Source organism: Pseudomonas sp. PSKL.D1 (assembly GCF_028898945.1).
Classification (GTDB): domain Bacteria; phylum Pseudomonadota; class Gammaproteobacteria; order Pseudomonadales; family Pseudomonadaceae; genus Aquipseudomonas.
In genome coordinates this window covers 811860-825046 of sequence record NZ_CP118607.1, presented here as the reverse complement: position 1 = coordinate 825046, position 13187 = coordinate 811860, and the positions used below count along the sequence as shown (strand labels likewise).

Annotated in this window: 13 protein-coding genes; 7 read left to right on the top strand and 6 right to left on the bottom strand. The window is 61.4% G+C overall.

What is annotated here, in order from left to right; genetic code table 11:
- Positions 1-138: 138 nt before the first annotated feature.
- Positions 139-417, top strand: a complete 279-nt coding sequence (locus PVV54_RS03505) for a TfoX/Sxy family protein (RefSeq protein WP_274908618.1) — start codon at positions 139-141, stop codon at positions 415-417.
- Between the two features lie 170 nt (positions 418-587).
- On the opposite strand, the gene PVV54_RS03500 is transcribed toward PVV54_RS03505, so the two are convergent.
- From PVV54_RS03500 to PVV54_RS03485, 4 genes are read right to left on the bottom strand one after another with little or no spacing between them, the layout of a single operon-like run.
- On the bottom strand, positions 588-1475 hold the full coding sequence (locus tag PVV54_RS03500) for a ChaN family lipoprotein (RefSeq protein WP_274908617.1): 888 nt from the start codon (positions 1473-1475) through the stop codon (positions 588-590).
- A gap of 12 nt (positions 1476-1487) precedes the next feature.
- The gene (locus tag PVV54_RS03495) at positions 1488-2255 is read right to left on the bottom strand and encodes a heme ABC transporter ATP-binding protein (protein WP_274908616.1); all 768 of its coding nucleotides are present in this window, start codon (positions 2253-2255) and stop codon (positions 1488-1490) included.
- Positions 2255-3238, bottom strand: a complete 984-nt coding sequence (locus tag PVV54_RS03490) for a FecCD family ABC transporter permease (protein ID WP_274910381.1) — start codon at positions 3236-3238, stop codon at positions 2255-2257. The genes PVV54_RS03495 and PVV54_RS03490 overlap by 1 nt, the downstream gene beginning before the upstream one ends.
- 50 nt (positions 3239-3288) lie before the next feature.
- Positions 3289-4173 (bottom strand): heme/hemin ABC transporter substrate-binding protein, encoded by an 885-nt coding sequence (locus PVV54_RS03485; RefSeq protein WP_274908615.1) that lies wholly within the window; start codon positions 4171-4173, stop codon positions 3289-3291.
- A 149-nt stretch (positions 4174-4322) separates the two neighbouring features.
- Here PVV54_RS03485 and PVV54_RS03480 point away from each other — a divergent pair, with 149 nt between their 5' ends.
- A complete protein-coding gene (locus PVV54_RS03480; RefSeq protein ID WP_274908614.1) occupies positions 4323-4640 on the top strand; it encodes a Rieske (2Fe-2S) protein in 318 nt (105 codons plus the stop codon).
- Here PVV54_RS03480 and sfsA read toward each other — a convergent pair.
- On the bottom strand, positions 4630-5343 hold the full coding sequence (sfsA, locus tag PVV54_RS03475) for a DNA/RNA nuclease SfsA (RefSeq protein ID WP_274908613.1): 714 nt from the start codon (positions 5341-5343) through the stop codon (positions 4630-4632). The genes PVV54_RS03480 and sfsA overlap by 11 nt on opposite strands.
- Entirely contained in the window at positions 5343-6515 is a 1173-nt protein-coding gene (locus PVV54_RS03470) for a pyridoxal phosphate-dependent aminotransferase (RefSeq protein ID WP_274908612.1), read from the bottom strand. The genes sfsA and PVV54_RS03470 overlap by 1 nt, the downstream gene beginning before the upstream one ends.
- Positions 6516-6725: 210 nt before the next feature.
- Between PVV54_RS03470 and dksA the strand changes: the two genes are divergently transcribed.
- The 5 genes from dksA (at position 6726) to PVV54_RS03445 (ending at position 12935) form a co-directional block, all read left to right on the top strand.
- A complete protein-coding gene (dksA, locus tag PVV54_RS03465; protein ID WP_274908611.1) occupies positions 6726-7172 on the top strand; it encodes an RNA polymerase-binding protein DksA in 447 nt (148 codons plus the stop codon).
- A 63-nt stretch (positions 7173-7235) separates the two neighbouring features.
- Positions 7236-8123, top strand: a complete 888-nt coding sequence (gene gluQRS, locus PVV54_RS03460; RefSeq protein WP_274908610.1) for a tRNA glutamyl-Q(34) synthetase GluQRS — start codon at positions 7236-7238, stop codon at positions 8121-8123.
- A gap of 226 nt (positions 8124-8349) precedes the next feature.
- A complete protein-coding gene (locus PVV54_RS03455) occupies positions 8350-8526 on the top strand; it encodes a hypothetical protein (RefSeq protein ID WP_003250005.1) in 177 nt (58 codons plus the stop codon).
- Positions 8510-11485 carry a sensor histidine kinase gene (locus PVV54_RS03450; RefSeq protein ID WP_274908609.1) on the top strand — a complete coding sequence of 992 codons (2976 nt, stop codon included), beginning with the start codon at positions 8510-8512 and terminating at the stop codon, positions 11483-11485. Before PVV54_RS03455 ends, PVV54_RS03450 begins: the two co-directional genes overlap by 17 nt.
- Before the next feature lie 4 nt (positions 11486-11489).
- A complete protein-coding gene (locus PVV54_RS03445) occupies positions 11490-12935 on the top strand; it encodes a sigma-54-dependent transcriptional regulator (protein ID WP_274908608.1) in 1446 nt (481 codons plus the stop codon).
- Positions 12936-13187: the final 252 nt, after the last annotated feature.

The following is a 13187-nucleotide window of genomic DNA, read 5'->3' as shown; positions in this document are numbered from 1 at the left end:
GCCCCTACCAGTACCACGTCTGCTTCTCGTCGCCCGCGATGGCAAAAGGCCGCGCAATTCCCATCCCCCGCTACACTCCTTTCTGACCTGCTCGCGATTTATCCCACAAGACCCGTTCAGCCATCGCAAGGAGGCTCGATGAACGATGAATTGCAGCATCTGAAGAATCTTGGCAAAACCTCTGCGCAGTGGTTACACGCGGCAGGCATCCACAGCGCGTCGGATTTGCGTCGCCTCGGTGCGGTGGGTGCCTATCAAGCGGTTAAAACGCGAGGGTTCCGAGCCTCCAAAGTGCTGTTGTACGCCATTGAAGGCGCATTGCTGGACATGCATTGGAACGATCTGCCCGCTGAGCGCAAGGAGGCCCTCAACCAGCAACTCGATGCCAAAAGCCTTGCACAAAAAAATTCAAAATAATTGCAGAAAGGGGATTGACGTCGAAATGAGAATCGTTATGATTATCACAACTGGTCGCGAGACTGGTTGGATAAACTAAGAGCCCCTGGTTCGGACTCTCAGATTATCTCCTCATCAGGCTAATCACGGTTATTGACCCGGCAATTTGCCGGGTCTTTTTTTGCCTGAAATTACTTGAGCAGTTGAGCGCAATAATCCTGCTCTGGCATGGCCGCCGTATACCAGACGAAGTCTGCCGCGCCAGCTTCTACTGTGTCCCCGACCTCAGCCAGAATGAGCACTTTGCTCACGCCCTTTACCCCCAGATCATGCAAGTGCAGCGGCACGCCCAGATCCTTGCGTGCGTGATAGGCACCCGTGAGCAGCAATGCTGGCTCAGGCGCAGCCAGCATGCTTTCGGCCATACGCCGATCGCGTTGCTGCTGCACCGCCAGCATCGCCGGCAACTGGCTATCGGGCAGCAGACCACAGTGGCCGTCCTTCACCTGCTGCAGTAATGCATCCTTCACCGCTGGCGCATTCGAATGCGCCCCCGGCAGCGGCTTAGGTTGCCGATAAACCTGGCGCATTTCATCGGTGGACAGGTTGGCTGCCAGCAACGGAACATGCGTTTGAAGGGCTTCCCGCACAATGGGGCCATACAGCTGCCAATCCCAACCCGCCTGCCAGGCCAACGCCTTGGGCAGGTCATGTGGCAGTTGTGCCTTTGCTTGCAGGGCATCTACCCGCGCTTGTTGCTCGGGCTGCAGCATTTCCAACAGCAGGCTGCCCTGTTTACGGTGCGCCTGCAGCGCCCGCAGCAACCACAGTTGCAGGGCATGATGATCGGGGTTGTCATGCTTCTCCCCCACCAGAACCTGCTGCGCAACGGTCAGGCGTTCGACCAGTTGTTCAGGGCTGATGACCTGCCCGCTGGCGAGATCGTGAATTTGTCCCAGCTCGGCATTGTCCCGGCCCTCTGTGCTCTGCCATTCGGGCAAGGGTGGCAGGCTGGCCTGGCAACCACCCAACATCAGCAACAGGCACAGCAACGGGCCGCACAACCGAGGATGACGCATGGGCAATGCCTCCTAGCGAGTGATGATCAGCGGATGGCCCCGCTCCGGATGGGGCTGCACCAGTACATCGATGCCGAAGACGGCTTTCAGGGCCCCCGGCGTCAGTACTTGCTCGGGCGATGCCACAGCATGGCAACGACCGCTCTCAAGCAGCAGGATGCGATCACAGTAACGTGCGGCGAGGTTCAGGTCATGCAGGATCACCAGCACTGCGGCGCCTCGATCGGCAAAACGGCGTACCGCTTGCAGGGTGGTGTGTTGATGCAGCGGGTCGAGCATTGATGTGGGCTCATCCAGCAGCAGTGTAGTCCCCTGCTCCCCCGGCCATAGCTGGGCCAGCACCCGCGCCAGGTGCACTCGCTGACGCTCACCGCCCGACAACGCAAGGTAACTGCGGCCCAGCAGGTGCCAGGCATCTGCAGCGCGCAGCGCCTCTTCAACAATCTCGGCGTCACGCACCTGGCCGCTGTCGTGTGGCATGCGCCCCATGCTCACCACTTCCTCTACCCGGAACGAGAAGCCAAGGCTGGAAACCTGCGGTAACACCGCAAGCATCCGTGCGCGCTCTTGCCCGGCCCAGTCTGCCAATGGCTTGCCCTTCAGGGTCACAAGGCCTTGGTCAGGAGCCAACTCACCACACAACACACCCAGCAGGCTGCTCTTGCCCGCACCATTGGGGCCAAGCACTCCAATGACTTGGCCCGGCTTCAATTGCAAATGGATATCGTGCAGGACTTCATTGCTACCCCGGCGCAGGTAGAGGCCTTCGACTTGCAACATCAACTGCGCCCTCGAATCAGCAAATACAGGAAAAACGGTGCGCCGATGAAGGCAGTGACGATACCGATCGGCAGTTCGGCAGGCGCCAGCGCCAACCGGGCGACCAGATCGGCAAGCAGCATCAGCACGCTGCCAGCCAACAGCGATGCAGGCAGCACCACACGATGATCAGGCCCGGCCAGCAGCCGCACCAGATGCGGGACTACCAGGCCGATGAAACCGATCAGCCCGGCTGCCGCAACCGCCGCGCCAACGCCCAATGCCGTGCAGAACACCAGCTCTCGCTTGAGGCGTTCCACTTCGATACCCAAGTGGCGTGCTTCTGACTCACCCAGCAGCAGGGCATTAAGTGCTCGTGCCCGGCGAGGCAGCCAAACCGCCACGGCAGCTACGACGAGCAGCAGCGGCCATAACCGGTCATAACTGGCGCCGTTGAGGCTGCCCAGGTTCCAGAACGTCAAAGTACGCAAGGTAGCGTCATCGGCGAGGTAGGAGAACAAACCCACCGCAGCGCCACCCAAAGCAGTCATCGCCACACCCGCCAGCAACATAGTGGCAACATTGGTCTGCCCGTCGCGTCGCCCCAGGCGATAAACCAGCGCAGTTACACCAAGCCCGCCGATGAAAGCGCACAGCGATAGCAAGTAAGGCGCCAGAACGTCCGGCATGCCGCCAAACCAGGTACCACCCACGATGGCCACCGCCGCCCCCATCGCCGCCCCGGCAGACACCCCTACCAGGCCAGGGTCGGCCAGCGGGTTGCGAAACAGCCCCTGCATCGCCACGCCGGAAAGCGCCAGCACCGCGCCAACCGCCAACCCCAGCAGTGTGCGGGGCAGGCGTATCTGGCCCAGGATCATTTCAGCCTGCTCCAGGCCATCGCCAGCTATTGGCAACCCCAATAAACGCAGGCCCGCACGCAGGGTATCGAACAGCGGCAGGCTGACAGGCCCCAACGCCAGCGACAGCCATACCGACAACAGGCACAACAGGCTCAGGCAAACAATCAATGTACGAGGTTGAACGCGATGTCTCATTGCGTGAGGCTGACCTTGGCTGCCGGATAGAACGCTGCAGCCAGATCGCGCAAGGTCGCCGGCAGGCGTGGCCCCAGGCCACCGACCAGCAGCGTCGGATCAAGGGACACCAACCGCTTGTCGCGTACCGCACGCGAGGCCGAGAGTGCCGGGTTTTCCTTCAGCAGGGCTTGCAACGCCTGTTCACCGCTTAGGGCACGATCGGAGAACACCACCACATCAGGGTCCAGCGCAGCCAGCGACTCGTTGGAGAAGTTCTTGTAACCCTGATGCTCGGCCAGGTTTCGCGCCCCAGCCTCGCGCAACAGCCAGTCCCCGGCAGTGCCCTGCCCGGCGATCAGCGGTTTGGCGCCCGCGTGGCCAACCAACAGCAACACGCCCGGTACCTTGTTGCTCGCCTGAGCCTGCTTGATCTGCGCCTGCAACGCCTCAAGCTGCTGATGATAATCCGCCGTAAGCTGCGCAGCTTTCTGCTCAGCGCCGAGCAGGCTGCCCAGGTGCTTGAGGTTCTCATCCACTGCGGCCACTTCTGCCTTGCTGGAGAACAACTCTACCCTCACGCCCGCTTTGCGGATTTGCGCCAGCACAGGTGGCGGCCCCATTTCTTCGGTGCCAACCAGTATGTCCGGGCGCAAGCTGAGAACACCCTCGGCCGACAACTGGCGTTGGTAACCAATGCTCGGCAGCGCTTTCAAGGCTTCCGGGTTCTGGCTTGTAGTGTCGACACCCACTAACCGCGGTTGCCCACCCAATTCGGTGATCCATTCACTCAACGCCCCACCCGCGCTTACCCAACGCTGCGGCAGTTGATCGGCCAAAGCCTGGTTGGAAACTAACAGAGCCGCGCACAAGGCGAGCAAGGCAGCAGGACGGCGCATCATCGGGTTCCTTCTGGAGGCGGGCCAAACGCCTTGTGGCGAGCGGCGGAACTGCGCACCATAGAAGGCCAGCGCAGCCAATGCGGGCAATTTGATAATTATTCGCATTGAAGCGTCAAGCCATCCGTTTGTTTCACGAGTCGTCCCCATTAATGCACTTTCTATGTACGTCAGACGCGTTGGCCGAAGGCCACAGCCGCGCCTTCAGCGTAGACGGCACCGAACTGTTCGGCGTACGCCGCCAAGGCCAGGTGCTGCTTTACCGTAACCGTTGCCCACACCGGGGCATCCCCCTGAACTGGGCAGCAGATGCTTTTCTGGATGACAGCGCCAGCCTTATCCACTGTGCCCATCACGGTGCACTGTTCCTGATCGAGAGCGGCGAATGCGTTGCCGGCCCTTGTGAGGGCGAGATGCTTGAGGCCCTGGGCTGTCAGGAAGACAGCCAGGGCATCTGGCTCATGGGGTGATCAGTACCGGCAATGGCCGGTCGATGACAATTTGCTTGGCATCCAGGCGCGCGCCGTAGGCGAGCACTTCCACGCCATCGGCAACAGCGGCGCGCAGTGCCTTGGCATAGGCGGGGTCAATCTCTTCGGCTGGGCGCACGGCTTCGATGCCGGTAAGGTTCACGCAATACAGTTGCACCGCGCGCACACCCTGCCGCGCCAGTGCTGCCAGCTCACGCAGGTGCTTTGCGCCGCGCTGGGTCCCGGCGTCGGGGAACGCCGCCACGGCGGAGTCCGGGTAGCCCAGGGTCACGCTCTTGACCTCGACATAAGCCGGCCCTTGCGCGAACTCCAGGCGAAAATCCACGCGGCTGCCTTCCTCACCGTATGCAACCTCTCGCTTGAGGGCAGTAAAACCGGCCAGCTCACGAATCACACCCGCACGCAAGGCCTCTTCAACCAAGGCATTGGCCCGCCCGGTATTGACGCAAGCCAGCCGGCCCTGTGGCGTTTCGCTGATTTCCCAGGTGCCTGGCAGCTTGCGCTTGGGGTCGTTTGAGCGGCTGAACCAAACCTGCCCCCCTTCACGCATGCAATTGAGCATGGAGCCAGTGTTAGGGCAGTGAATGGTCAGTTGCTCACCGTTGGCCAGTTCGATATCCGCCAGAAAGCGTTTGTACCGACGCAGCAGGCGCCCTTCTTCAAGTGGAGGAAAAAACACCATCAGCCCTGCCAGCTCTGCAGGCCGCGGGCAATGCGCTGCACTGCCTCTTCCAGACGCGGCAGGCTCTGGGTGTAGGCAAAGCGCACATGATGGCCAGCCTGGTGGCGGCCAAAATCCAGGCCTGGGGTAAATGCCAAATGCTCTGTTTCCAGAAAATGCTGGCAGAACGCAAAGGCATCACCGCCAAAAGCGCTGATATCGGCGTACAGGTAAAACGCCCCCTGCGGCTCCACGGCAATGCGGAAGCCCAGCTCACGCAGGGCAGGCAACAGGTAATCGCGACGCTTGGCAAACTCGGCGCGGCGCGTTTCGAAAATTGCCAGGGTGTCGGGCTGGAAGCACGCCAGGGCGGCATGTTGCGCCATGCTTGGCGCGCTGATGTACAGGTTCTGCGCCAACTTTTCCAGGTCAGCAACCGCATTGGGTGGCGCCACCAGCCAGCCAAGCCGCCAACCGGTCATGCCGAAATACTTGGAAAAACTATTCAGGACGAAAGCCTCGTCGTCCACTTCAAGCACACTCGGCGCATCCATGCCATAGGTCAGGCCGTGGTAGATCTCATCCACCACCAAATGGCCATTTCGCGCACGGGTGGCATTGGACAGGCTGCCCAGTTCCTCACGCCCCAGCACAGTGCCAGTGGGGTTTGCAGGCGAAGCGACCAAGGCGCCTACGGTGTCCTTGTCCCAGTAGCGTTCGATCAGGTCGGCGGTCAGCTGATAATTCACCTCTGGCCCCACTGGCACCAGCTGCGCGCCACCTTCTACCAGCCGCAGGAAGTGACGATTGCAGGGGTATCCTGGGTCGGCCAGCAACCAGTGCTTGCCAGGGTCTACCAGCAAGCTGCTGGCCAGCAACAGGGCACCAGAGCCGCCGGGCGTGATGAGAATACGTTCCGGGTCGATATCCAGCCCATAACGCGTATCGTAGAAACCCGCGATTGCTTCACGCAGCGCCGGCAACCCGCGTGCGGCGGTATAGCGCGTATGCCCGGCGGCCAATGCGGCCTGCCCCGCCTCGACGATGGGCGCTGCCGTGGTGAAATCCGGCTCGCCGATTTCCAGGTGGATAACATCGTGCCCCGCCGCCTGCAGCTCGTTGGCCCGCGCCAGCAGTGCCATGACGTGAAAGGGTTCGATGGCGCGGCTTCGCGCACTGTAGGGGTGGGCCATGACCTTCTCTCAAATGGGTCTAAACTGGTGATTCTACCGCTGCGCGGCACCGAACGTACGCTTCAGGGCGCTGTCAACACGTAGAATCGGGCGGGGTAGCGCACCCCCGATCTATCTGGTAAGTTCGGCGGCTCGCAGTCGCAGGGCCGGCGGGTGCCGGAGATGGAGCATCCTGCGCATTGGATCAGATGAGTGAGAGGCGGTCTATTCATGTCCACCGTAGAAAAGCAAAAACCCGGTCAGACCATGTACGGTGTAGAGCCCTATAAAGAGACCAAGGGCGAAGAGTACATGGGGGAACCCATGCGCAAGCATTTCACCAAGCTTCTGGGCGCCTGGAAGCTTGAGTTGATGACTAGCGTGGATCAGACCGTGACCCATATGAAGGACGAAGCAGCCAACTTCCCCGACCCGGCCGACCGCGCCAGCCAGGAAGAAGAATTCGCCCTGGAGCTGCGTAACCGCGACCGCGAGCGCAAGCTGATCAAGAAGATCGACAAAACCCTGCAGAAGATCCAGGACGAAGATTACGGCTGGTGTGAGTCCTGCGGCATCGAAATCGGCCTGCGCCGCCTGGAAGCCCGCCCGACTGCCGACCTGTGCTTCGACTGCAAGGAAATCGCCGAGAAAAAGGAAAAGACAGTCGGTAAAGGCTGATTCTGATCCATCCCGAACGGGGCGCTTAAAGCGCCCCGTTTCATTTATATGTCACACATGCCCATGACCGACTCCAGTTACATCGGGCGCTTCGCCCCCACACCCAGCGGCTTTCTGCACTTCGGCTCGCTGGTCGCCGCCCTCGCCTCGTGGCTTGATGCACGCGCCGTCAACGGCCGCTGGCTACTGCGCATGGAAGACACCGACCCACCAAGGGAAATGCCCGGCGCCCGTGATGCCATCCTGCAGACGCTGGAGCGCTACGGGCTGGCGTGGGATGGTGAGGTGGTGTTCCAGAGCCAGCGCCATGATGCCTATGCCACCGTGGTCGACCGCTTGTTCAACATGGGCCTGGCCTATGCCTGCACCTGCTCGCGCAAACAGCTGGAGGGATTTAACGGCATTTACCCCGGCACCTGTCGCAACGCCGGGCACGCACGTGAAGGCGCTGCCATCCGCTTGCGCGTGCCGGAGCTGATCTACCGCTTCACCGACCGGGTTCAGGGTGAATTCCAGCAGCATCTGGGGCGTGAGGTGGGCGACTTCATCATTCAGCGCCGCGATGGGTTGTATGCCTATCAGCTGGCAGTGGTGCTGGATGACGCCTGGCAGGGTGTTACCGACATCGTGCGCGGGGCCGACTTGCTCGACAACACGCCGCGCCAGCTTTACCTGCAAGAGCTTCTCGGATTTTCGCAACCGCGGTACCTGCATATTCCGCTGATCGTTCAGCCGGATGGTCATAAATTGGGCAAGTCGTATCGCTCGCCACCGCTGGAGGAGGGTCAGGCAACGCCTTTGTTGTTACGGGCTTTGCGGGCTTTGGGGCAGGTGACCGATGCGCAATTGCTGCTGGCCACGCCAGCTGAGGTGCTGGCGGTTGCGCGTGAGCGCTGGAGGCCGGAGGCCATCGTGCAGCGTGCGACGGTACCGGAGGCTGATTTGTTGTAAGGCAGGCCCGGCCTCATCGCGGATGAATCCGCTCCTACAACGTAACTCCGGCCCTGTAGGAGCGGATTCATCCGCGATAAGGCCAGAACAGGCAACCCACCTCTCAAAATCAAAAGCCCAGCAAATTCAAACCCTTGGCGAACACTACCGATTCCCGCTAGCATCGCCCCAGCCATTTGCGCCAATAATAAGTCCAAGCCCGCAGCGCCCAACCATCGAGGCCAGCATGTACATCTATCGTTTGGTCCTGCTTCTGGTCGTGGGGATCTACCTGTTCTCCCCGGCCATCATGGACTGGTGGATCGAACCAACCGGTGCCTGGTATCGCCCATACCTGCTCTGGCTGATCCTGATCGTCGTGACCTTCATCCTGCAGAGCCAACGAGATGCCGATGAGCTTTAGCCTGACCCAGATGATCCTGATCAGCGCCGCGTACCTGATGGTGCTGTTCGGCGTGGCCTGGATCAGCGAGCGCGGGCTGATCCCTCGCTCGATCATTCGCCACCCTCTGACCTACACGCTTTCACTCGGGGTATACGCCAGCGCTTGGGCTTTCTATGGCTCGGTGGGCCTTGCCTACCAGTACGGTTATGGCTTCCTGGCGTGCTACCTGGGCGTGTCCGGGGCGTTTCTGCTGGCACCCGTGCTGCTTTACCCGATCTTGAAGATTACCCGCACCTACCAGCTGTCATCACTGGCCGACCTGCTGGCGTTTCGCTTCCGCAGTACCTGGGCCGGCGCATTGACCACCATCATCATGCTGATTGGTGTGCTCCCCCTGCTTGCCCTGCAGATCCAGGCCGTGGCCGACTCGATCAGCATCCTCACCGGCGAACCGGTCAAGGCGCGGGTGGCGTTGGCGTTCTGCGTGCTGATCATCCTGTTCACCATCTTCTTCGGCTCACGCCACATCGCCACCCGTGAAAAGCACGAAGGCCTGGTGTTTGCCATTGCCTTCGAGTCGGTGATCAAGCTGGTGGCGCTGGGCGGCATTGGCCTGTATGCACTGTACGGCGTATTTGGTGGCCCGCACGGGCTTGAAGTCTGGCTGCTGCAGAACCAGACGGCCCTGGCGGCACTGCACACACCGCTGCAAGAAGGCCCATGGCGCACCCTGCTGCTGGTGTTCTTCGCCTCAGCCATCGTCATGCCGCACATGTATCACATGGCCTTCACCGAAAACCTCAACCCGCGCTCGCTGGTCAGCGCCAGCTGGGGCCTGCCGCTGTTCCTGCTGCTGATGAGCCTGGCCGTGCCGCTGGTGCTGTGGGCCGGCCTGCGGCTTGGGGCCAGTACCAACCCTGAATACTTCACCCTGGGGCTGGGCATCGCCGCCAACAACGAAGCGTTGGCACTGCTGGCCTATGTTGGCGGCCTGTCAGCGGCCAGCGGGCTGATCATCGTCACTACCCTGGCGCTGTCGGGCATGGCGCTCAATCACCTGGTGCTGCCGCTGTACCAGCCGCCGGCCGAAGGCAACATTTACCGCTGGCTGAAATGGACCCGCCGGGCACTGATCGTCGCCATCATCGCCGCCGGCTTCATGTTCTACCTGACCCAGAACAACCACCAGAGCCTGGCCAACCTGGGTATCGTCGCCTTCGTCGCCACCTTGCAATTCTTGCCTGGCGTGCTGTCGGTACTGTACTGGCCAACCGCCAACCGCCGCGGCTTCATCGCCGGCCTGCTGGCTGGCACGCTGGTGTGGATGGTAACCATGCTGCTGCCGCTGCTGGGCAACCTGCAGGGCTTTTATATTCCGCTGCTGGACATGATCTATGTGCTCGACGACACCAGTTGGCACATGGCGGCAATCGCCTCGCTTGCAGCCAACGTACTGCTGTTCACGTTGATTTCGCTGTTCACCAACGCCAGCACCGAAGAAGTCAGTGCCGCCGAAGCCTGCGCCGTGGACAACGTGCGCCGCCCGCAACGCCGCGAACTGCACGCCGCCTCACCTCAGGAGTTCGCCACGCAACTGGCCAAGCCGCTGGGCGCCAAGGCTGCGCAAAAGGAAGTCGAACAGGCGCTGCGCGACCTTTACTTGCCGTTCGACGAGCGCCGCCCCTACGCTTTGCGCCGCCTGCGTGATCGCATCGAGGCCAACCTCTCGGGCCTGATGGGCCCAAGCGTGGCGCAGGATATGGTCGAGACCTTCCTGCCGTACAAATCCGGTAACGAAAACTACGTTACCGAAGATATCCACTTCATCGAAAGCCGCCTGGAAGACTACCACTCGCGCTTGACCGGCCTGGCCGCCGAGCTTGACGCCTTGCGCCGCTACCACCGTCAAACCCTGCAAGAACTGCCCATGGGCGTGTGCTCGCTGGCCAAGGACCAGGAAATCCTGATGTGGAACAAGGCCATGGAAGAGCTGACCGGTATTGCCGCCAAGCATGTGGTTGGCTCGCGGCTTGTGACCATTTCCGAGCCATGGCGCGGCCTGCTGCAAGGCTTCATCAACGTCCCCGACGAACACCTGCACAAACAACGCCTGGCACTGGACGGCCAGCCTCGCTGGCTCAACTTGCACAAGGCCGCCATCGATGAGCCCCTCGCCCCCGGTAACAGTGGCCTGGTGCTGCTGGTCGAAGACCTCACCGAAACCCAGGCCCTGGAAGACAAGCTGGTGCACTCCGAACGCCTTGCCAGCATTGGCCGCCTGGCGGCGGGCGTGGCCCACGAGATCGGCAACCCGATAACCGGCATTGCCTGCCTGGCGCAAAACCTGCGCGAAGAGCGTGAAGGCGATGGCGAAATCATCGAGCTGTCCAGCCAGATCCTTGAACAGACCAAACGTGTGTCGCGCATCGTCCAGTCGCTGATGAGCTTCGCCCACGCCGGCGGCAGCCACCAGAACAGCGAAGAGCCGGTATGCCTGGCCGAAGTGGCGCAGGACGCCATCGGTCTGCTGGCGTTGAACCGGCGCAATTTCGAAGTACAGTTCTTCAACCTCTGCGACCCGGACCATTGGGCCGAGGGGGATCCCCAACGCCTTGCCCAGGTGCTGATCAACCTGCTCTCCAACGCACGCGACGCATCAAAGCCCGGCAGCGCGGTGCGGGTGCGCAGTGAAGTCAGCGAGCACACCGTCGACCTGATCGTCGAGGATGAAGGCAGCGGGATACCGAAGAACATCATGGACCGCTTGTTCGAACCGTTCTTCACCACCAAGGACCCGGGCGAGGGAACCGGACTGGGGCTCGCTCTGGTCTATTCCATCGTGGAAGAGCATTATGGGCAAATCACCATCGACAGCCCGGCCGATATCGAACGGCAACGTGGCACCCGGATTCGCGTAACCCTGCCCCGGCATGTCGTAGCGACGTCCCCTGAAATTCGAGACCGTCGAGAGAATTGAATCAATGCCGCACATTCTGATCGTCGAAGACGAAACCATCATCCGTTCGGCCTTGCGCCGCCTGCTCGAACGGAACCAGTACCAAGTCAGCGAAGCCGGTTCGGTACAGGAAGCCCAGGAACGCTTCAGCATTGCCACCTTTGACCTGATCGTCAGCGACCTACGCCTGCCAGGCGCGCCAGGCACCGAACTGATCAAGCTCGGCCAAGGCACACCGGTGCTGATCATGACCAGCTACGCCAGCCTGCGCTCGGCGGTGGACTCGATGAAAATGGGCGCGGTGGACTACATCGCCAAGCCATTCGACCACGACGAAATGCTGCAGGCGGTGGCCCGCATTCTGCGTGATCGCCAGAACGCTCCGGCTTCCGCCCCTGTGGCTGAGGCCCGCAGCAATGGCAAAGCGGCGCCGACCGACAAGAGCAGCCCTGCGGCTGCCAATGGCGAGATCGGCATCATCGGCTCCTGCCCACCGATGCAGGACATGTACAGCAAGATCCGCAAGGTCGCGCCTACTGACTCCAACGTGCTCATCCAGGGTGAGTCCGGCACCGGTAAAGAACTGGTTGCCCGTGCGCTGCACAACCTGTCGCGCCGGGCCAAGGCGCCGATGATTTCAGTGAACTGCGCAGCCATCCCCGAAACCCTGATCGAGTCGGAGCTGTTTGGCCACGAAAAAGGCGCTTTCACAGGTGCCAGCGCCGGGCGTGCCGGCCTGGTGGAGGCTGCCGACGGCGGTACATTGTTCCTCGACGAAATCGGCGAACTGCCCCTCGAAGCCCAGGCCCGCCTGCTGCGCGTACTGCAGGAAGGCGAAATTCGCCGGGTCGGCTCGGTACAGTCGCAAAAGGTTGATGTGCGCCTGATCGCCGCCACCCACCGCGACCTGAAAAACCTGGCCAAGGCCGGGCAGTTCCGTGAAGACCTTTACTATCGCCTGCACGTGATTGCCCTGAAACTGCCAGCCCTGCGTGAGCGTGGCAGCGACGTCAACGAAATCGCCAACGCCTTCCTCGCCCGCCAGAGCGCCCGCATTGGTCGGGACGACCTGCATTTCTCGGCCGAGGCAGAACAAGCCATTCGTCACTACAGCTGGCCGGGTAACGTGCGCGAGCTGGAGAACGCAGTGGAGCGCGCGGTAATTCTGAGCGAGAGCGCAGAAATTTCCGCAGAGCTGCTGGGCATCGATATCGAGCTGAGTGACCTGGAAGAAGACGACATCCTCGACAACGCCCTGATCGCGGCCAGCAGCAGCGCCAGCAGTGCCAGCCACGAGCCGACCGAAGACCTGTCTCTGGAAGACTACTTCCAGCATTTCGTGCTCGAACACCAGGACCACATGACCGAGACCGAGCTGGCCCGCAAGCTGGGCGTCAGCCGCAAGTGCCTGTGGGAACGCCGTCAGCGCCTGGGGATTCCGCGCCGCAAGAGCAACGCCACCAGCGAGTAAGCTTGTATCGGCCCCTTCGCCCAGGAAGGGGCCTACACCGGTAACACCCTCCCAGCCCCGCACAATCTGTTACCCACCCTGCCCCGCCGTAACAGTTCCCGAGGCGTACGGTAACGAAATTTTGATTTTTCCCGCCTTCACACGCATGCCAAAACCCGCCAAACCCTTGATTTCATTGAATTTGCAAAAGTTGGCACGGCATCTGCTATATATCCAGTACAAGAACAATAACAAGCACTGCAACTCAGAATA

Coding starts and splice junctions, on each gene's coding strand:
- PVV54_RS03505 (WP_274908618.1), top strand. CDS start 139: ATGAACGATGAATTGCAGCATCTGAAGAATCTTGGCAAAACCTCTGCG.
- PVV54_RS03500 (WP_274908617.1), bottom strand. CDS start 1,475: ATGCGTCATCCTCGGTTGTGCGGCCCGTTGCTGTGCCTGTTGCTGATG.
- PVV54_RS03495 (WP_274908616.1), bottom strand. CDS start 2,255: ATGTTGCAAGTCGAAGGCCTCTACCTGCGCCGGGGTAGCAATGAAGTC.
- PVV54_RS03485 (WP_274908615.1), bottom strand. CDS start 4,173: ATGATGCGCCGTCCTGCTGCCTTGCTCGCCTTGTGCGCGGCTCTGTTA.
- PVV54_RS03480 (WP_274908614.1), top strand. CDS start 4,323: ATGCACTTTCTATGTACGTCAGACGCGTTGGCCGAAGGCCACAGCCGC.
- sfsA (WP_274908613.1), bottom strand. CDS start 5,343: ATGGTGTTTTTTCCTCCACTTGAAGAAGGGCGCCTGCTGCGTCGGTAC.
- PVV54_RS03470 (WP_274908612.1), bottom strand. CDS start 6,515: ATGGCCCACCCCTACAGTGCGCGAAGCCGCGCCATCGAACCCTTTCAC.
- dksA (WP_274908611.1), top strand. CDS start 6,726: ATGTCCACCGTAGAAAAGCAAAAACCCGGTCAGACCATGTACGGTGTA.
- gluQRS (WP_274908610.1), top strand. CDS start 7,236: ATGACCGACTCCAGTTACATCGGGCGCTTCGCCCCCACACCCAGCGGC.
- PVV54_RS03455 (WP_003250005.1), top strand. CDS start 8,350: ATGTACATCTATCGTTTGGTCCTGCTTCTGGTCGTGGGGATCTACCTG.
- PVV54_RS03450 (WP_274908609.1), top strand. CDS start 8,510: ATGCCGATGAGCTTTAGCCTGACCCAGATGATCCTGATCAGCGCCGCG.
- PVV54_RS03445 (WP_274908608.1), top strand. CDS start 11,490: ATGCCGCACATTCTGATCGTCGAAGACGAAACCATCATCCGTTCGGCC.